The organism is Nonomuraea sp. NPDC004354 (assembly GCF_053602555.1).
In genome coordinates, this window is the sequence record NZ_JBSGDV010000003.1 from 633056 (window position 1) to 651417 (window position 18362).

Annotated in this window: 20 protein-coding genes; 6 read left to right on the forward strand and 14 right to left on the reverse strand. The window is 72.3% G+C overall.

The annotated features are described in order from the left end of the window. Positions 1–7 precede the first annotated feature (7 nt). From ACWENQ_RS13635 to ACWENQ_RS13665, 7 genes are all read right to left on the reverse strand, one after another. Positions 8–1453 carry an amidohydrolase family protein gene (locus tag ACWENQ_RS13635; RefSeq protein ID WP_452414330.1) on the reverse strand — a complete coding sequence of 482 codons (1446 nt, stop codon included), beginning with the start codon at positions 1451–1453 and terminating at the stop codon, positions 8–10. After that, on the reverse strand, positions 1450–2238 hold the full coding sequence (locus ACWENQ_RS13640; RefSeq protein ID WP_354904799.1) for an ABC transporter ATP-binding protein: 789 nt from the start codon (positions 2236–2238) through the stop codon (positions 1450–1452). The genes ACWENQ_RS13635 and ACWENQ_RS13640 overlap by 4 nt, the downstream gene beginning before the upstream one ends. 64 nt (positions 2239–2302) lie before the next feature. Further along, entirely contained in the window at positions 2303–3262 is a 960-nt protein-coding gene (locus tag ACWENQ_RS13645; RefSeq protein ID WP_452414331.1) for an ABC transporter ATP-binding protein, read from the reverse strand. Continuing rightward, positions 3259–4056, reverse strand: coding sequence for an ABC transporter permease (locus ACWENQ_RS13650; protein WP_449924792.1), 798 nt, complete (start codon positions 4054–4056; stop codon positions 3259–3261). Before ACWENQ_RS13650 ends, ACWENQ_RS13645 begins: the two co-directional genes overlap by 4 nt. Beyond that, on the reverse strand, positions 4053–4982 hold the full coding sequence (locus ACWENQ_RS13655) for an ABC transporter permease (RefSeq protein WP_452414333.1): 930 nt from the start codon (positions 4980–4982) through the stop codon (positions 4053–4055). The genes ACWENQ_RS13650 and ACWENQ_RS13655 overlap by 4 nt, the downstream gene beginning before the upstream one ends. Continuing rightward, positions 4979–6595: an ABC transporter substrate-binding protein gene (locus ACWENQ_RS13660; RefSeq protein WP_452414335.1), complete on the reverse strand. Its 1617-nt coding sequence runs from the start codon at positions 6593–6595 to the stop codon at positions 4979–4981. The genes ACWENQ_RS13655 and ACWENQ_RS13660 overlap by 4 nt, the downstream gene beginning before the upstream one ends. Next, positions 6592–7752, reverse strand: coding sequence for an amidohydrolase (locus ACWENQ_RS13665; protein ID WP_452414336.1), 1161 nt, complete (start codon positions 7750–7752; stop codon positions 6592–6594). Before ACWENQ_RS13665 ends, ACWENQ_RS13660 begins: the two co-directional genes overlap by 4 nt. 76 nt (positions 7753–7828) lie before the next feature. On the opposite strand from ACWENQ_RS13665, the gene ACWENQ_RS13670 reads away from it, so the two are divergent. Further along, the gene (locus ACWENQ_RS13670) at positions 7829–8497 is read left to right on the forward strand and encodes a FadR/GntR family transcriptional regulator (RefSeq protein WP_354904816.1); all 669 of its coding nucleotides are present in this window, start codon (positions 7829–7831) and stop codon (positions 8495–8497) included. An 88-nt stretch (positions 8498–8585) separates the two neighbouring features. After that, the gene (locus ACWENQ_RS13675) at positions 8586–9113 is read left to right on the forward strand and encodes a hypothetical protein (RefSeq protein WP_452414338.1); all 528 of its coding nucleotides are present in this window, start codon (positions 8586–8588) and stop codon (positions 9111–9113) included. A gap of 287 nt (positions 9114–9400) precedes the next feature. Here ACWENQ_RS13675 and ACWENQ_RS13680 read toward each other — a convergent pair whose 3' ends face one another. From ACWENQ_RS13680 to ACWENQ_RS13690, 3 genes are all read right to left on the reverse strand, one after another. After that, complete coding sequence (locus tag ACWENQ_RS13680) at positions 9401–10612, reverse strand: alpha/beta hydrolase family protein (protein ID WP_452414340.1); 1212 nt, start codon at positions 10610–10612, stop codon at positions 9401–9403. Positions 10613–10866: 254 nt separating this feature from the next. Continuing rightward, positions 10867–11208 carry a winged helix-turn-helix domain-containing protein gene (locus ACWENQ_RS13685; RefSeq protein WP_452414341.1) on the reverse strand — a complete coding sequence of 114 codons (342 nt, stop codon included), beginning with the start codon at positions 11206–11208 and terminating at the stop codon, positions 10867–10869. Further along, complete coding sequence (locus ACWENQ_RS13690) at positions 11208–11681, reverse strand: hypothetical protein (RefSeq protein WP_452414342.1); 474 nt, start codon at positions 11679–11681, stop codon at positions 11208–11210. The genes ACWENQ_RS13685 and ACWENQ_RS13690 overlap by 1 nt, the downstream gene beginning before the upstream one ends. A gap of 212 nt (positions 11682–11893) precedes the next feature. Here ACWENQ_RS13690 and ACWENQ_RS13695 point away from each other — a divergent pair, with 212 nt between their 5' ends. Beyond that, positions 11894–12385: a DUF2867 domain-containing protein gene (locus ACWENQ_RS13695; RefSeq protein ID WP_452414343.1), complete on the forward strand. Its 492-nt coding sequence runs from the start codon at positions 11894–11896 to the stop codon at positions 12383–12385. Here ACWENQ_RS13695 and ACWENQ_RS13700 read toward each other — a convergent pair. Together ACWENQ_RS13700 and ACWENQ_RS13705 are read right to left on the reverse strand one after the other, a co-directional pair. Continuing rightward, on the reverse strand, positions 12365–12838 hold the full coding sequence (locus ACWENQ_RS13700) for a cupin domain-containing protein (RefSeq protein WP_449924817.1): 474 nt from the start codon (positions 12836–12838) through the stop codon (positions 12365–12367). The two genes, ACWENQ_RS13695 and ACWENQ_RS13700, sit on opposite strands and share 21 nt — an antisense overlap. 1044 nt (positions 12839–13882) lie before the next feature. Beyond that, positions 13883–14386 (reverse strand): GlcG/HbpS family heme-binding protein, encoded by a 504-nt coding sequence (locus tag ACWENQ_RS13705; protein ID WP_452414344.1) that lies wholly within the window; start codon positions 14384–14386, stop codon positions 13883–13885. Between the two features lie 273 nt (positions 14387–14659). Between ACWENQ_RS13705 and ACWENQ_RS13710 the strand changes: the two genes are divergently transcribed. Beyond that, positions 14660–14938: a DUF4031 domain-containing protein gene (locus tag ACWENQ_RS13710; RefSeq protein ID WP_449924822.1), complete on the forward strand. Its 279-nt coding sequence runs from the start codon at positions 14660–14662 to the stop codon at positions 14936–14938. A gap of 341 nt (positions 14939–15279) precedes the next feature. Here the strand turns inward: ACWENQ_RS13710 and ACWENQ_RS13715 are convergent, their stop codons facing one another. Together ACWENQ_RS13715 and ACWENQ_RS13720 are read right to left on the reverse strand one after the other, a co-directional pair. Further along, positions 15280–15927, reverse strand: coding sequence for an HD domain-containing protein (locus ACWENQ_RS13715; protein WP_452414346.1), 648 nt, complete (start codon positions 15925–15927; stop codon positions 15280–15282). A gap of 148 nt (positions 15928–16075) precedes the next feature. Beyond that, positions 16076–16699: an alpha-ketoglutarate-dependent dioxygenase AlkB gene (locus ACWENQ_RS13720; protein ID WP_452414347.1), complete on the reverse strand. Its 624-nt coding sequence runs from the start codon at positions 16697–16699 to the stop codon at positions 16076–16078. A 122-nt stretch (positions 16700–16821) separates the two neighbouring features. Between ACWENQ_RS13720 and ACWENQ_RS13725 the strand changes: the two genes are divergently transcribed. Together ACWENQ_RS13725 and ACWENQ_RS13730 are read left to right on the forward strand one after the other, a co-directional pair. After that, complete coding sequence (locus ACWENQ_RS13725; RefSeq protein WP_452414349.1) at positions 16822–17100, forward strand: PPC domain-containing protein; 279 nt, start codon at positions 16822–16824, stop codon at positions 17098–17100. A 109-nt stretch (positions 17101–17209) separates the two neighbouring features. Next, positions 17210–18352 (forward strand): aminotransferase class V-fold PLP-dependent enzyme, encoded by a 1143-nt coding sequence (locus tag ACWENQ_RS13730; RefSeq protein ID WP_452414351.1) that lies wholly within the window; start codon positions 17210–17212, stop codon positions 18350–18352. The last annotated feature ends 10 nt before the right edge of the window (positions 18353–18362 follow it).

Below are 18362 nucleotides of genomic sequence, written 5' to 3' on the forward strand. Positions count from 1 at the left end.
CAACTACTCAGAGCACGCGGAACGACGGCGGGAACAGCTCCTCGACCGGGCGGCGCAGGTGGTCGCGCACCGGGTAGGCGGCCTTCATCCGCTCGAAGTACGCCTGCGCCCGCCGCCTGAACGCCTCCTCGTCCACGCCGGGGATGACCCCGTCCCGCATCACGACCCGCCCGTCGATCACGACGGTGGAGACGTCGGCGCCCGAGCAGTTCATCAGCAGCGTCCTGATCGGGTCGTCGACGGGCCCGGTCCTCGGCCCCGACAGATCCACCACGATCAGGTCCGCCTTCGCGCCCGGCGCCAGCCTGCCCAGGTCCGTACGGCCCAGCGCCCTGGCCCCGTTCAGCGTCGCCGCCCGGTAGTAGTCGGCCGCCGACCCCGCCTCCAGCCGCCCCGTGACCAGCTTGGCCAGGTTGGTGCCGTAGTCCATGTTGCGGATCATGTCCGGCGGGAACGAGTCGGTGCCCAGCGCCACGTTCACCCCGGCCGCCCGGTAGCGGTCGAAGTCGCGCAGCGCGTCGCCGTACCTGGCCATGGTCAGCGGGCAGTGCACGATGCCCGCCGGTGACGCCAGCCGCTCGGGCGAGCCCTCGAACGGCGCGTCGGGCGTGCCGGTGTAGAGCGCGTGCGGGATGAGCAGGCGCGGGCCGAGCAGCCCGACCTCGTCCAGCACGTCGAGCGGGTGCCTGCCGTGCCAGTCCCGCAGCAGCCGCAGCTCCGTCAAGCTCTGCATGCAGTGCAGCCGCACCAGGCAGTCGAGCTCCTCGGCCGCCCGCGCGGTGGCACGCATCAGGTCGAGGGTGAGGGTCTCGATGCGGCACGGCAGCAGCGCGCCGCGCAGCCGCCCGCCGTAGGTGCCGTCGACGTCGCGCGCGAACCTGACCGCGTCGGCCAGCCCCTTCTCGCCCAGGTCCGGCTCCCAGTGGACGTCGCGCCGGCCGCCGGCCAGGACGGGCACGCCGGAGCGGTAGCTCGGGCCGAGGTACATGCGCAGGCCGAGCCGTCCGGCGATCTCGGCGATGCCCGCGAACTCCTCGTAGGACTCCGCCCACGCGCTGTGGGTCTCGGCGGCGATCGGTATCGCGGTGGTGATGCCGTTGCGGATGAGCTGGGTGAGCGCGTACTCCCGCATGAACAGCGTGTCCTCCAGGGGGAAGACCGCCGCCCTGCGGGTGGTGGCGTAGTCGAGGGACCAGGTCAGCCCGTCGGAGGAGGCGTGCCAGGTGTCGAGGATCGCGTGGTCGATGTCGGACAGCGCGTCGAGGTCGATGAAGCCGGGCCCGACGATCGCCTCCCCCGCGTCGATCACCTCGTCGACGGGTCCCTCGTAGGCGGCTCCGACGTGGACGATCGAGTCGCCCGCGTAGACGACGCAGCCGTCGCGGTGGATGACGTGATCGCTGCCGTCGAAGCCGACGACGTACGACGCGGTGACGAGAGTGGTGGTGCTCACGGTGTCCTGTTTCTCCGGGTCGGTTTCCAGCCGGGACGGGGGACGGCGGCCAGCAGGGCCCTGGTGTAGTCCTCCCGAGGGTCGCGCAGCAGGTCCGCGGTGGGACCGCGCTCCACGACCGCGCCCTTGTGCATCACGATGGCCGTGTCGCTGATCTGGTTGACGACGGCCAGGTCGTGCGAGATGAAGACGTAGCTGATCTCGCCCCGCTCGCGGATGTCGGCCAGCAGGTTGAGGATCTGGGCCTGGATCGAGACGTCGAGCGCGGCGACCGCCTCGTCCAGCACCAGGACGCGCGGCTCGACGGCGATGGCCCTGGCGATGGCCACGCGCTGCCGCTGACCGCCCGACAGCTGCCTGGGCAGCATGGCGGCGTGCCGTTCGGCCAGGCCGACCGACTCCAGCAGCTCCAGGGTGCGCCTGCGCAGCTCGGCGGGGGTGAGCGGGAAGTGCAGCGACAGGCTGGTGGCGATGACGTCGCCGATCCGCTGCAGCTTGTCCAGCGAGGAGTAGGGATCCTGGAAGACGATCTGGATCTCCCTGGCGCGCCTGCGCCGCTCCTTCGACGAGACCCTTCCCGGCGGGCGCGGCCGTCCGCAGACGGTGATCGTCCCGCTGGTGGGCGTCTCCAGGCCGAGCAGCATCCTGGCGACCGTGGTCTTGCCCGATCCCGACTCGCCGACGATGGCCAGCGACTGGCCCTCCTCGACGGTGAACGACACCTCCTGGACGGCGACCGCCTCGCCGTACACCTTGCGCAGCCCTTCGGCGCTGATCACCGTCATGAGTCCTCCTTCGCCGGCCTCATGACCGAGGTGCGCTGTCTCCTGGTGACCTCGGCGAGCCCGGTCATGACTCCCCCTGAAGGGTCAGCTCGGCCGCGCGGGAGCAGGCGACCGTGCCGTCGAAGGCGGGCCGGTCCGCGCCGCACGAGGACAGCGCGTGCTCGCAGCGTGGCGCGAACGCGCATCCCCGGTCGGCCTCGAAGGCGGCCACGGGCCGTCCCGGGATGACCGGCAGCCGCCGCGCGACCCGCTCCAGGCTGGGGCGGGAGCGGAGCAGGCCGCTGGTGTAGGGGTGCAGGGGCGTGGCGGTGAGCGCGTCGGCGGGCCGGGCCTCGACGATCCGGCCGGCGTACATGACCGCGAGCCGGTCGCAGGTGGCGGCGGCCAGCTCCAGGTCGTGCGTGATCAGCAGCATCGCCATGCCGCGTTCGCGCCGCAGCTCGTCCAGGATCGCCATGACCTCCGACTGGGTGGTCACGTCGAGCGCGGTCGTGGGCTCGTCGGCCAGGATCAGGTCGGGTTCCGCGGCCAGCACCGAGGCGATCATCACCCGTTGCAGCAGCCCGCCCGACAGCTCGTGCGGGTACTGCCGCAGCCGCCGCGCCCCGTCGCCGATGCCGACCTCCTCGAGCAGCTGTACGGCACGCGCGCCCGCCTCCCGGGCGGGGACGCCCAGGTTGGTCACCATGGCCTCGGTCAGGAAGTCGCCCACGCTGCGCACCGGGTTGATGTGCGCCCGCGGGTCCTGGAAGATCATCGCGACCCGCCGGGCCCGCAGCTCGCGCAGCGCCCTGCCGGAGGGCACCGGCACGCCGTCGAAGAGGATCTTCCCGGTGATCCTGGCGCCCGGCGGGGTGAGCCCGATGACGGCGCGGGCGGTCATCGACTTGCCCGAGCCCGACTCCCCGACCAGGCCGACGGCCTCGCCGCGGCCGATCGTCAGATCGACCTCCTCCACCAGCGTCTTCCACTCGCCTCCGGCCGGAACGGCCAGTGCCAGCTTCTCGATCGACAGCAGGCTCATCGCCGCCTCCCCAGCCGGTCGCCCAGCATGTTCACGGCGGCGACGACCAGCGCGATCATCACGCCTGCCGCGATCGCCTCCAGCGGCTGGCCGCGCTGCGCGCTGTCCAGCCCGCTCTTGACCATCAACCCCCAGTCGGCGGTCGGCGGCTGGACGCCGAGCCCCAGGAAGGAGACGGCGGCCACGTCGATCACCGCGAAACCCAGCGCCGACACCGACTGGGCCACGATGATGGGCCGCAGGTTCGGCAGCAGGTGGCGGGTGCAGATGGCGAAGGCGGAGCGGCCCTGCACCCACGCCGCCGCCACGTACGGCAGGCTCCGCTCGCGCAGCGCCGCCGACCGGACCACCCTGGCCACGTACGGCGTGTACGCCACGGCCAGCCCGGTGACCACGCCTGGGATGCCGGGACCGAGGACGGCCACCGTGACCAGGGCGAAGACGATGCCGGGCACCGCGAACAGGATGTCGAGCAGCCGGGAGATCACCGCGTCGACCCGGCCGCCCGCCCACGCCGCGGTGATCGCCAGCGCGGTGCCGGCCACGCTGGAGACGCAGATGATCAGAAGGGGGCCGATGAGCGTGGTCCGCGCGCCGTACATGAGCCTGGACAGCACGTCGCGGCCGAGCGCGTCGGCGCCCAGCGGGTGCGCGGCCGTGCTGCCGCTCAGCGCGTTCATCAGGTCGGGGAAGTCGGGGTCGTAGGGCGCCAGGAGCGGCGCCAGCAGGGTCGTCGCCGCCACGGCGGCCAGCAGGACGGCGGACGCCGTACCCAGGCCGCCCAGGCGGGTCACCGCGACAGGCGCGGATCGAGAGCTGAGTAGCACAGGTCCACCAGGAGGTTGATCAGGACGAAGGCGGTCACGAGCACGAGCACCACCGCCTGGACGATGGCGAAGTCGCGCTGCAGGATCGCCCGGACGAACAGCGAGCCGAGCCCGTCGAGGGCGAAGATGTTCTCCACGACGACCGAGCCGGCGATCAGGCCGGCGACGTTGAGCCCGGTCACGGTCACGACCGGGATCGAGGCGTTGCGCAGCACGTGCCGCCGGACGATGTGCCGCTCGGCGAAGCCGCGGGCGCGGGCCGTCTCGACGTGCTCGCGGCCCAGCTCCTCCCGGACGGAGGCGCGGGTGATGCGGGCCAGGAAGGCGGCGCTGGCCAGGCTCAGCGTGATCGCCGGCAGGGTCAGGTGGTAGAGGCGGTCGAGCAGGCCGTCGCCCGCCCCGAAGACGGGGAACCAGCCGAGGCCGAGCGCGAAGACGATCACCAGGAGCACGCCGACCACGAACGGCGGCGTGGCCAGCAGGACGGAGGTCAGCACGCCGACGGCGCTCTCCACCCGGCCGCCGCGCAGGCCCGCCAGCAGGCCCATCGCGACGCCGCCGACGGAGATCAGCACGGTCGCGTAGACCACCAGCAGGATGGTGGTGGCCACGCGCGAGCCGATCAGCGCCGAGACCTCCTGCCGGTAGACCAGCGAGCTGCCGAGGTCGCCGGTCAGCGCGTCGCGCAGCCACGAGACGTAGCGCACGAAAAACGGGTCGTCGAGGTGGTACTGGGCCCGGATGGCGGCGATCTGCTCGGGAGTGCCGCTCCGGTTGCCGAGCAGGAAGGCCATCGGGCCGCCCGGCACCAGGTACAGCAGGCCGTAGACGAGGAAGGAGGCGACCAGCAGGACCACGACGAGCCCTGCCAGCCGCTTCAACGCGAATCTCACTTGGCGCCCAGCCCGGCGGCCCACGGGTAGTACAGGTAGGGGAAGGACGCGACCGCGCCCGTGACCCTGTTGTTCATGTAGAGGATCACCGGCAGGTTGTTCAGCGGCATCCACGCCACGTCGCGGGTGACCTTGTCCTGGATGCCGGTGACCAGCGCGGCGCGGGCGACCGGGTCGTACTCCGCCCTGGCCTTCTTGATGTCGGCGTCGACCGCGGGGTAGTCGTTGAAGTTCGTCCTGCCGCCCGCCAGGAAGACCGTGTAGATGTCGAGCGGGTCTGGCACGTTGCCGTACCAGGTGGAGAAGAAGGCGTCGATGCCCTCGCGCGCCTTGGGGTCGCTGTAGAGGTTGCCGTACTGCTCGACCGGGATGACCTTGATGTCGATCTTCAGACCGAGCGCCTCACCCGTGGCCTTGATGAGGTTGGCGGTCTGCTCGTGGGTGGCGGCGCTGCCCTGGATGCCGATGGTGATCGGCTGGGTCGGCGTGCCCGCCTCGGTCAGCAGCTGCTTGGCCTTGGCCAGGTCCTGGGTCTCCGGCGGCAGGGCGTCGTAGGCCTGCTTGAAGGTGTTCTGCTCGTAGCCCCAGTACTCCGCGCCGGCCAGCGCGCGCTGCGGGGCGGCGGTCCCCTGGAAGACGACCTTGGAGATGGCGGCCCTGTCGAGGGCGAGCGAGAGCGCCTGGCGGACCTTCGGGTCGGCGTAGGGGCCGGACTTGGCGGCGCTGAGCAGCGTCCAGAACGTCAGCGACCTGCCCAGCGTCACCGACCCCGTCGTGGACTCGCGCAGCTGGGCCAGGCCGGCGGGCGGCAGGTAGAAGTACTGGCCGTCCACCTCGCCCGAGCGCAGCGCGTTGACCGCGGTGGTCTCGTCGGCGATGAAGCGGAAGACCAGTTCCTTCGACTTGGCGGCGAGCGTGGTGTCCCAGTAGGAGTCGTTGCGGGTGAGCGTGAGGGAGTCGCCCGGCTTCCAGCCCTTGAAGGCGAACGGCCCGGTGCACATGACACCGGTGGTGGGCGAGCCCAGGTCCTTCTTCGCGGCGAACTCCGCCGACACGACGGCGCCCGCCGCCGTGGCCATGGCCTGGTTGAACAGCACGTCGGGCTGCTTCAGCGTCACCGTGACCTGCATCGGCCCGGTGGCCTCGACCGACTCGACGGTGTGGAAGTAGTCGCCCCACCAGGTGCCGAGCGCCGGGTCGAGGTGCCGCTTCAGGCTGGCGGCCACGTCCTTGGCGGTCAGCTCCTTGCCGTCCCAGAACTTCACGCCCTTCCTGATCGTGTAGACCCAGGTCGTCGGCGTGGGGTTGTCGGCCTTCTCCGCCAGGCCCGGCTTGATCTCGAAGTCGGGCGTGAGCCGCAGCAGGCTCTCGCACATGTTGGCCAGCGCGGTGTTCTCCGCGTAGTTGAACGACCGGATCGGGTCGATCGTCTGCGGCTCGTAGGGCAGGTTCCACGTCACCTGGTCCAGGCCCTTGGCGGCCGCGGTGGTGGAGGTCTTCAGGTCGAGGGCGGCGGGCTTGTCCTGCGCCGGCGCCTGCTGCTGCTGCGGAGCGCCGCCACAGGCGGCGAGGGCCAGGACGAGCCCGGCGACAGGTACGGCACGACGGATCATCGAGGGGACCTTTCGAGGAGATGTCCGTCCTGGGCGATCACGGCACCGCCGCGGACGACGAACTGGGGAACGGGCCGGTCCACGACGACCTCGGCGAGCGAGCCGGCCTGTACCAGCAGGAAGTCGGCGGGGTCGCCGACCTGGAGATCGACCCGCTCCAGACCGAGGAGCGCGGCGCCCCCGTGCGCGGCGACCGCGTAGCAGGCGGCCAGCTCCTCGTCGGTACGGGCGTCGGTGCGATAGGCGAGCAGGTGCGCCCGCGCGATCATGTCGCCGTCGCCGAAGGGCGTCCACGGGTCGCGGACGCCGTCGGAGCCCGCGGCCAGCAGCACGCCCGCCCTGGTGAGCGGGCCGACGGGCAGCACCGGGTCGGCGCCGAGCGCGCAGGTGGCCAGCGCGACGCCGGAACGCGCGAGCAGCTCGTCGGCCGCCCTGCTGCCGGCCGTGTCCTCGCCGAGGCAGAAGGCGTGGCTGATGGTGACGGGATGGCCGGCCGCGCGGCGGGCGATCTCCCTGACCTGGGCCAGGCCCTGCTCGCCGCGGTCGTGCAGGTGGATGTCGATCGGCGCGCCCGTGCGCTCGGCGATGCCGAACAGCACGTCGAGGTGGCCGTGCAGGTCGCCGTCGATGCCGACGGGGTCCAGGCCGCCGATCACGTCGGCGCCCTCGGTGAGGGAGCGTTCGATCAGCTCGGCCGTGCCCGGCCTGGTGAGCAGGCCGACCTGGGGGAAGGCGACGATCTGGACGTCGAGCAGGTCCTTGCGGGCCTGTGCGGCCTCGTACACACCGTGCACATTGGCCAGGCCGTAGACGGGGGCCACGTCCACATGGGCGCGCCAGGCCCGGGTCCCGCGGGCGATGGCGGTGTCCATCAGCGCCCCGGCCCGCTCGGCCACCGACGCGGTCATGGCCGCGCGGGCGCGCACGTCGCCCTCGATGAGGTCCATGAGGGTCTCGGCGTGGGCACGGCTCAGCCAGGGCCGGCCCCACGTCGTCTTGTCGGGATGGATGTGCGCGTCGACGGGGCTGGGCAGCGCGAGGGCGCCCTTGCCGTCCACGATCATGGTGTTCTCTGGAGCGGTCGCGGGGTCGGCGATGCGGCCGTCGACGACCAGCAGGTCATGGGGATGGATATGGGTGAACAGCACGGAACTCATGGGAGGTGATCCCCTTACTCTGAGGAGAACTCCGCACTAGAGTTATCAGACATCAGATGTTTAGAGAAGAGGACTGATGCGGAACGTGGGCCGGATCTCGCTTGTCGACGCCGCCATCGCCGAGCTGCGACAGGAGATCGCGAGCGGGGCCTGGCCGGTCGGCGGCAAGATCCCGTCGGAGAGCCAGCTGGCCGCCTCTTTGGGGGTGAGCAGGCTGTCGGTGCGCGAAGCCGTACGGGTGCTCGTGCACGCGGGGTTGCTGACGACCAGGCAGGGCGACGGCACGTATGTGACGGCCAGCGACGAGTCGCAGGTGGCCCTGCGCCGGCGCCTGGACAGGGCGGCCGCCATGGACATCATCGACGTGCGGCGCGGCCTGGACCTGGTGGCGGCGCGGCTGGCGGCCACCAAGCGGACGGACGAGGACCTCGAGCTGATGCGGCAGGCCCTGGCCCGCCGGGCCGAGGCCGGCCGCTCGGTGAACCTGGACGCCTTCGCCGACGCCGACGTCGATTTCCACCTGCTGGTGGCGCAGGCGGCGCACAACCCGGTGCTGGGCGACCTGTACCGAAGCATGAGCGACGCGCTGCGGGACAGCGTGCGCAGCGACCACTGCATGGAGCGGGCGGTGCTGGGCTCGGACACCTCGCACGAGCGGCTGCTGGCGGCGATCGAGGCGGAGGACGCCGCCACGGCGGTGTCGGTGGCCCTGTCCATCCTCGACCAGCAGGAGAAGGATCTGTAGGCCACTCGACGCGCTCCCCCGCGCGGGGGAGCGTTTTCCCTCTGCCGTGGGAGGCCGCCGGTTGGCTTCCCGGCGGAGAGTGGACCGCATGTCCACCCTTGTCGACCGGTACATGCCCGACCCCGAACACGCCGAGCGGCACTCGGTCGTCATCCACGCCTCCCGGGAGCGGGTCTGGGCCGCCCTCCACGACCTGAAGCCGGGCGACGTCAGGGCCGCCCGGCCGCTGTTCGCCGCCCGCGACCTCCTCTCCCGCCTGCTCCACGGGCATCCGCAGCGGGACCTGCCGGTGTTCGACGTGCTCGACGAGGTGCCGGGCAGCGAGATCGTGCACGGTGTGGTCGGCCAGTGGTGGCGGCTCGGCGCGGCCGGCACCGTCCCCGTCGCCGACTTCGCCGCCTTCGACCGTCCCGGCTACGCCAAGGCGGTCGTCGGCTTCCGCCTGTCCGACCTCGGCCGTGGCCGGATCCTGCTGACGACCGAGACCCGCCTGATCACCACCAGCCCCGACGCCCGCCGGGCGATGGCCCGCTACTGGGCGGTGATCAGGCTGGGCAGCGGCTTCGTGCGCCGCGTCATGCTGGCCGCGCTCAAGCGGCGCGCGACGGGCCGATGACCGCGACACGCCGAGCTCGGGCCGGCTGACTCCCGCGCCGGACACGCCGAGCAGGGGCCGGCGTGCTCCGGCACCGACTTCGGCCGCTCAGGCCCTGGCCGAACGGCTGTTTCTCCGGGTGCTTCGTGCCGACCTCGGTAGGCGTGCCCTCCACCCAGGGCGCGAGGCCGAGATCGCCCCAGGGACGAGGGGTCACGCCTGCTCGCCGGGAACCACGCTGGCCGGCGGCGGTCCGGGGCGACGGCCGCGCCCGGTGCCGGTGGGTGTGCTGGGCGCCCGGCAGGACGTCAGCGCCAGAACCTCACCTCGGGATAGCGCCGGGAGGGCCGGTCGAGCAGCGGCTGGTGCCGTCCGCCGAGGTGCAGGTCGAAGAAGGCGCCGACGTACCGGCGGGTGATCTCGGCCGCGCGGGCCCCGGACAGCGGCGTGCCGAGATCGATGCCGCCCTGCTCCAGGAGCAGCGGATAGTCGGTGAAGGACCCGTGGTCGCCACCGTCCACGGTGAGCCAGCGCTTCCAGCCCGTCATGCGCTTCCAGTCACGTCCCCACGTGAAGTCCTGCCCGCCGGGCTCGTGGACCTTCCCCGCGCCCATCATCAGGAACGGGCGGTCGAGCCCCTCGCCGGGGGCCGGGACGAAGAACGGTCCGTCCATGTTGACGCCGGCCCGCACCCGGGAGTCGTTGAGCACGGTCCATGCGGCGCTGCTGCCGCCCAGGGAGTGCCCCGCCACCCCGATCCTGGAGCGGTCGATCAGCTCGCCGCCCTTCCAGGCGGGCCGTGGCCCGGTCAGCCGGTCGAGCACGAAGGCGATGTCGGCCTGGCGGCCCCTGGTGGCCTTGTCACCGAACGTCCAGGCCTCCTTCTCCTGCTCCGCGCAGGCGACGCACGTCGCGATGCGGCCGTCGGGAAGGCTCGTGCCGTAGGACTCGTAGGTGTGGTCGATCCCCGCCACGACGTACCCCTTGCTCGCCAGGTCCTCCGCCAGGATCGTCAGCGAGGAGCGGGGCATGGTGAACCCCGGCGACAGCACGACGAGGGGCAGGCTCCGCCGGCGGCCGACCGGCGCGGCGTCGGCGATCGCGTTGGTCCTGGTCCTGCTCAACGTGTCTCCGGGCACGCCGGTGATCTTCTGCCCCTTCAGCAGCAGCACCGACTCCTCCGCCGTCATGTACGGCGCCCGCCGTCCGGTGGACGTCTTCGCCGGGTACCACAGCGACACCATGAGCCGGCGCGCCTTCTCCTCGGGCACCCATGGGTCCGGGCGGGAGTCGTCCACCAGGTGCAGCGTGGTGGCGCCCACCGCGCGGGGGCCGCTCGGCCTGGGCAGGACACCCGGCGAAGCCGGCGAAGCGGAGGGCGAGGCAGGGGACGGCGAGGCGGGGGACGGCGAGGGCGGTTCGGCGGCGCGGGCGGACGCGGTGGCCGTCAAGGGGGTCGCCGTGAACGCGAGCAGCGCGATGCCGGCGGCCAGCGCGCCGCGGATGGTCGTCTTTGACATGGTGACCATGCTGGTGGCGGGCGGCCGGGGAGCGCCTCGGCCCAAAGATCCATTGTCGGATGCGACTTTGGGAGCGGGCCGCCGCGGCGCATCCACCCCGGATCGGAGGGGTCCCGACCCAGCCCCCGCGCCCTGAACCGATTCTCCCCCGATGTCCCGCCCTACGGTCACCGGCAGCCCTCAACCCCCGGCCGAACCCCCGCGCCCTGAACCGGTTCTCCCCCGATGTCCCGCCCTACGGTCACCGGCAGCTCTCAGCCCCCGGCTGTGTGGCCTTGGTCGTCCCTCGGGTGCTGTTCCGCCGGCGTCCTGGCGAGTTCGACGATTCGTTCCAGTGCCGCCGCGTGCCGCCGGAAGGCGTGCCGTCCTTCGGGGGTGAGCTGCACGAAGGTGCGCCGCGCCCGCTTGTCCTGCCCCTTGCGGACCGCGACGTACCCGGCGGCGGCCAGCGCGGAGACCTGCTTGGACAGCGCCGAGTCGCTGGTTTCGACCGCGTCCCTGAGGAAACCGAAGTCCACCCAGTCGGCAGGCGCCAGCACCGCGACGATCGACAACCGCGCGGGAACGTGCAGGAACTCGTCGAACAGCGGGTCCATCAGCCGCGCCTACCGTCCTGCACGACGATCCTCTTCAAGATCCGGCGGGCCACGGGAATGATCGCCACGTACGTCACGGCTGACGCGGCACCGGCGACGGTGGCCTGGGACGGCAGTCCGTGCGCCGGCACGCCGAACACGAAGAAGGCGACGATCCTGGTGACGGCGAAGACGAGCAGGAGGCCGACCGTCAACGCCACATAGATTCCCACCTCCTCGCTGGTGGCCTTCCTGCGGACGGAGGCCCAGTGCGCGTACACGATGCCGATGCCCGCGTACAGGCCGAACCCGAGCAGAGTGCCGGCGATGGACCACGGGCGAGGGAGGTCGATCGCCGCGAACCCGGCGAAGATGCCGAGCGCCGAGACGACCACGTAGGGCAGCGGGAACATCTGGCGGACGATCGCGTCGCGGGTCTTGTCCTGGAGGCGCCGGATGTCGTCGAGCGAGGACTGGGCGTTCTGAGGGTCCATGGGCCTTCCGTGATGTCGACTGCTTTCCTCTCAGGAAAGTAGCACCTGTTTTCCTCACAGGAAAGTGGTCAGCGGCCGTGCGCCTGGCGATCCTCCACAGGGCCTACTCGGTGGCCACCCGCCCGCCGTACCGGCCCGAGCCGCCCGCCCGAACGGGCCGCCAGCCCGGATGTAACATAATTCTAGAGGATACTCTCTAAAAAGGAGGATGCATGGGCACCGACTTCGCCGCCTTGCGCGCCCTGACCGGCTCCGGCGACTTCACCGACACGCTGCCGGTCCGCGCCCGGGGGACCCTGCGCGAGTTCGTCGCGGGCGCGCTCGGATGGGAACCCGGCTGGCTGCGGCGCCTGTACCGGATGCGGGGCGTGTTCGCTCGGATGCTGCGCACGGCCCACCCGGACGTCCAGCCGGGATCGGGCGGCATGCGGCCCGAGGACATCCCGTTCACGCCGGGCCGCAGGATCGGGTTCTTCCGGGTCGTCGAAGGCGTCGAGGACCGGCACCTGTTGCTGGAGGCGAGCGACTCGCACCTGGCCGCCTACCTGGCGATCGTCTCCGACGGAGACGACCGCTTCCGGATGGTGACCGTGATCAGGTATCTGCACTGGACCGGCCGGCTCTACTTCGCCGTCATCCGGCCCTTCCACTGGATCGTGGTACGCGGCATGGCGCGGGCGGGCTCAGCCGTCCAGGGGCGGTAACGGGCCGAGCGTGGTCACACCGTACGTCGCGTCGAGGGCGCGCATGGTCTCCTCCGGGAGATCACCCGCCTCGGCGCGACGGTGGATGTCGCGGAAGAACCCCTCGGTGCCACCGGGCACGAAGATCGTCAGCTTGCGCCCTCCCGAAGGCCCCGCACGCAGACCGTGCGGGCATCCCGGTGGCACGAACACCACGGCGCCCGCCTCGGCCGACAACCACCGCCCCGCCACGTGATAGTCGTAGTGCCCCTCCAGGATGTACCAGAGCTCCGCGACCTCGTGGGTGTGGAGCACGGTCGAGAAGCCGGGCGGATCCGCGCTCTCCAGCATGCCCATCGCGCCCCCCGTGAGCTCGCTGGACGCCTTGATCCGCATGGGCGTGAGCTGCGGGGTGGCGGCGGCCTCGCCCTCCCCTGCGGGCAGCAGGTACGGCTGCGCGAGATCGCCCGTCATGACGCGACCGGACGCTCGTGCGGGCCGCCCGCGACCGCATCGCGGCTCCGGCACGCCCCGGCATGATCCGCCACCCGGGAATTCGACATCGGCCGGGAATCCACCATCGGCCGGGAATTCGCCATCGGTCGAGGGCCCGCCGCCGGTCGGAGATCCGCCATGGGCCGGGAATCCCCCATCGGCCGGGAGTTCGGCATCGGCCGGGAGTTCGGCATCGGCCGGGGATTCGCCATGGGCCGGGGATCCGCCGGCCAGGAATCCGCCGATTGAGCATTCACCGCCGGCCAGGGATCCGCCGGTCGGGAATACCGGAACCTACGGAGCGTGGCCGTCGGCCGGGTCCGCGGCTCCACGTGGGCCGGTGACAAGGGGGAATCGCGGCGCGACGGCCCATCGCATAAGAAAACGTGCATCAGGTGACCTCCGGCCTCCCACGATTCCCGACAGGACGATCCGGCGGCCTCCCTCGCACGGGATTTCGCTGGTGATCTTCATCACCCTCCTGCGGCATGCCGTGCGGCCGCCCCGGCAACAGGAACACGCGGCGGGACAGACCGACGCCCATCTCCGTGCGGCCTGGATGCGGGGGTGGTCCCGAGCCCGGTCTCGGCGCGGCCGGATCCGGGGTTGATCCCGACGATCGCCACGGCGCGACCCGATCCTAGGCTGACCGACCCCCATCTCCGCCTGGCCTGGATGCGGGGGTGGTCCCGAGCCCGGTCTCGGCGCGGCCGGATCCGGGATTGGTCCCGAAGATCGTCACGGCGCGACCCGGTCCGAGGTCGGTCCCGATTCCGATCTCGCCCAGGCCGGGGGCGAGGGTTGGCCCCGAGTCGCGTGCCGGGGCGCCGTTACGAGCCCGGGCCACGCGCGATCGAGGAGCGTATCCCTGGACAGCACCAGCCCCGCGCCCTCGGGTGGCGCGGGGGACGGCGTGCCGTACCGGATGGTCGGCCGCACCCGCTGACCTGAGGAGCGGGGGCCACCCCAGGTCAGCGGGTCGGGTCAGTGGGTCGGCGGGTCGGCGGGCAGCAGTGGAGCAGGTCAGCCAAGGCCCTGGACGGCCTTGAGGCCGGCCTGGGCGAGGGCCTCGTCGATGTCGCCGGAGGGTGCGCCGCCGACGCCGATGCCCGCGATCGGGGCGCCGTCGACGGCCACGGGGATGCCGCCGCCGAGCAGGAGCGTGCCGGGGATGGCCGCCAGCGCCTGGTTCTTCGCCAGCGCGCTGGTCGCCTGGCCGAAGCTCACCGCGGTGAACGCCTTGCGCCTGGCCGACTCCTCGGTCTGCGGACCGGCGCCGTCACCCTTGAGGATCAGGCGGGTGGCGCCGGAGCGGTCCACGATCGCGACGGTCACACGCTGCTTCTGCTTGGCCGCCTCCTTCTGCACCGCGTCGGCGATCTTCAGGGCGACGTCGGCGGACAGCACCTTGGTCTCGACGACGGCCGGGTCCGCGGCCGCGGCCCGCGCGACCTGGGTGGTGGCCAGGCCGCTGGTGAGAGCGATGGCGGCGACGGCTCCAGCGACCAGGCGGGTACGGATCTTCATGGTGTCGGTTCTCCAGGTCGGAACGGCTTGACGTTTTCCAGGTTGCCGTCGCGGCCTGCCGGGGCCATCAGGGGTCTGGATGAACCTCCCATCAACCGATCGGTTGATGCCATCGCGCGCGGAGCTGCCCACCGCCTGATCCGCGGTGGGTGGGCCTCCTGCCGCAAGGTGGGGCCGGCGCGCGGTTCGAGCTGGTCCAGCCCCAAGGACTGGCGGAAGTGCCGCGGTTTCGGGGCGCCGCCTCATGGCACGGGTGGCTTTACGCTTGACGGCGTGACGGTGCTGATCGATCCCCCGAACTGGCCCGGTCCCCGGGGGCTGCTGTGGTCCCATCTGGTCAGCGACCGCTCGCTGGAGGAGCTGCACGAGTTCGCGGAGCTGCTGGGGGTGCCGGCGCGGGCCTTCGACAGGGACCACTACGACGTGCCGGAGACGGTGCACTCGCGGGCCGTCTCGCTGGGCGCCGAGCCGGTCAGCTCCAGGGAACTGCTGGCCCGCCTTATCGCCGCCGGCCTGCGCCACCGCAAGCGCCGCTCCCCGGAACCCCGCTGACCCAGGACGATACACGCGACAAGCCGGGCCCGCCGACGCCACTGACCCCAGGACGACGGCACACCCCACGCGAGACCAGCGAGGGTACGCCGACGCCGCTGACCGCACTGCGCGAGACCAGCCAGGCACGCCAAAACCGCTGACAGTAGGACGACGGCACACCCTGCGCGAGACCAGCCAGGCCCGCCGAAACCGCGGACTGTAGGACGACGGCACATCCTGCGCGAGACCAGCCGGGGCACGCGACGCCGCCTGATCGCGGGGCGGTGGCGGCCCGAGCGGCCGGGATCCGTCCGTGACTGCGTTGACCGCAGGGTGGCGCACGAGAAGACCGGCGCGGCTCAGGCTTCGAGGGTGGCCAGTTCGGCGCTCATGTTGGCGCGGGCCCTCGCCTCCCACAGGTCGTGGGCGAGCGGCGTGCGATAGAGCCGGGGCGCGTCCATCAGCCGGCGCAGCACCTGGGCCCGGCCGGGCCGGAACAGCTCGTCGGGCACGTGCGCGTACTCCTGCCTGACGGCCCGCGCGTATGCCGCGTAGTCGTCGCCGGCGAGGACGGCGAGGTCGGCGTCGCACAGCACCGCCCCGTTCGCGTCCCGCCCGCGCCCAGGCGAGGAGGGCGGCTCGGTGGTGTAGTCGGGGTCGTGCGTGGCGGTGAGGCGGACGAGCCTGGCCACCTCGGCCACCCGAGCCTGCGGCAGACCGCATCTCGCCAGCCGGGACTGGGCCAGCTGGGCGCTGCGTTCCTCGTCCGAGCCGGCCTTGCCCTCGTACACCGCGTCGTGGAACCACGCGGCCAGCCGTACCGCGTCGGCGTCGCCGGCAAGGTGCGCCAGCGTGTCGACGGCGCGCAGGACCGCGCGCAGGTGGTCGAGGGTGTGGTACCGGCGATGCGGCTCGGCCCATCGGGCGACCAGCTCGGCGCCCGTGGCCGCGGCGGCGGGCGACGGCCCCACGAGCGTGATCCAACCTGCGGTCAGGGTATGTGGCACGAGCCGAGCGTACTGATCGGGCGCGAGGTCGGCGGACACCCCGGGGCGGAACCGGATGCTGACGCACGAGCTGATCCGGCGCGAAGGTCAGCGGACGCTCCGGGGCCGGAACCGGATGCTGGCGCCCGAGCCGAGCGTAGCGCGAAGGTCAGCGGACGCCGCGGGGGCGGAACTGGATGCTGACGCGCGGCCCGACCGGGCGGGCCGTCTTCGGGATCGCGTGCTCCCAGGTGCGCTGGCAGCTGCCGCCCATCACCAGGAGGTCGCCGTGGCCGAGCTCGTGCCGCACGGTCGCGCCGCCACCGCCGCGGGGCCGCAGCATGAGGGCCCGCGGGGCGCCGACGGAGACGATGGCCACCATGGTGTCCTCGGTGCTGCCCCGCCCGATGGTGTCGCCGTGCCAGGCCACGCTGTCGCGGCCGTCGCGGTAGAAGCACAGGCCCGCCGTGGCGAACGGCTCGCCGAGCTCGGCGCCGTAGTGGGAGTCGAGCGCTGCCCTGGCCTCGTCCAGCACCGGGTCGGGCAGCTCCTGCCCCTCCTCGTAGAAGGCCAGCAGGCGGGGCACGTCGACCACCCGGTCGTACATGTGACGCCGCTCCGCCCGCCATCGCACTCCGGTGATCAGCCGGTCGAGCAGGGCGTCGGCACCGCCGATCCAGCCGGGCCTGAGGTCGATCCAGGCGCCGTGGCCCAGGTCGACGCGCCTGACCGTGGATCCGAGCGGCCCGGGGCCTTCGGCGGCGAACAGGTCGAGCAGCGAAGCCTGAAACATGTGTTCGAGTATAGGTCGTGACCGGCGGGAATGACAGCCGCGGGCGCTTCGGCAAGTGGACGTTTGCGCTCCATCAGGCAGTGTGACATGTTACACATCACGTAGTCCATCGTGGCCGGCCGGTGGACACTCGGGGGCCCGGCCCTAACCACGCCTACTTCTACCTGTGGATCCCGGCGGGCGTGAGCAGGCTGAAGGTCACCTCCTCCGGCGGCACCGGCAACGCCGACCTGTACGCCAGGCGGAGCGGGTGGGCGACCACCACCTCCTATGACGCGAGGTCGACCGGCTCCGGCACGGCCGAGAGCCTGGTGGCCGACGTCCAGCCGAACAGCTGGAACTACGTCAGCCTTTACGGCGTGACGGACTTCAGCGGTGTCACGCTGACCACCGAGTACTGAGAAAGCATCGGGCGCGCACGGGGTCTTCCCGGCGCGCCCGAATTACCCTATATTGAACGCTCATATCTACCCCCCACCCCTGGAGTCCCCCATGGCACGCCTTGTTGATATGAACGTTCAACTCGCGCGCTACCTGGGGCGATTCGACGAGCTGCCCGGCTATCTCGACTTCGCCAGGGTCGGCCCGATCTCACACGACGTCGCCATGACCCTGGTCGAGGCGGCCCGCGCGAGCAGGGGCGAGCGGGCGGTGGACACGCTGGCCGCCCGGCTCGAGGAGGCGCGGCGGAACACCGCCGGCTTCCTGCGGGCCACGCCGCACGAGGTCGCCTTCGTCTCCTCGACCAGCCACGCGCTGTTCGCGGCGGCAGCCGCCCTCCAGGGCGGCACGGTGCTGGTGCGCCGCGGCGAGTTCCCCGCCAACGTCTATCCGTGGCTGCGCCTGCAGGATCGCGGCGGGCCACGCGTGCGGTGGATCGACGCCCCCCGGGTGACCCCCGAGGTCGTGGCCGCCCACCTCACCGCCGACGTCAGGGCGCTGGCGGTCAGCGCCGTGGACGCGCTGACCGGCCATCGGCCCCCGCTCGGTGCGCTCAAGGAGGTCCTCGGCCGCGACCGGGTCCTGGTCGTGGACGCCATCCAGGGCCTGGGCGCCGTTCCCCTGGAGGTCGAGGCGGCCGACGTCCTGGCCTCCGGCGGCCAGAAATGGCTCAGGGCGGGGTGGGGCGCCGCCGCCCTGCTCGTCCGCGACCGGGTCTCGGGCCACCTCTCCCCCGGCATCGGCGGCTGGTCCGGCGTCCGCGAACCCCTGGCGGAACAGGCCCCCGCCCCCGCCCCGGACGGCACGAGCGGCCATCCACGCGAGCCGCTCCCCGGCGCGGCGGCGCACACCATGACCAACCCCGACTACCCGGCTGTCGCCGCGTTCGGCGTCGCCCTCGATCTCGTCACCACCGTGGGCGTGGATGCCATCGCCGCCAGGCTCGCCGACACCCTCGGCGCCCTCCTGGACACCGCCAGAGCCGCGGGTGCGGAGATCCCGCACGACGACCTGCCCCCTGAGGAGCGCGGCGGCATCGCCTGCTTCCGCCTCCCCGGGCACGATCCCGCGGACGTCCATGCCGCCCTCGCGCGAGCAGGGCTCACCACCACCCTGCGCGGCCCGTGGATCCGGCTGTCCCCCCACGCCACCACCCCCAGCCAGGCCGTGGACCGCCTGGCCGAGGGACTGCGTATCACACGCAGGCCCTGACCCCCCGAAA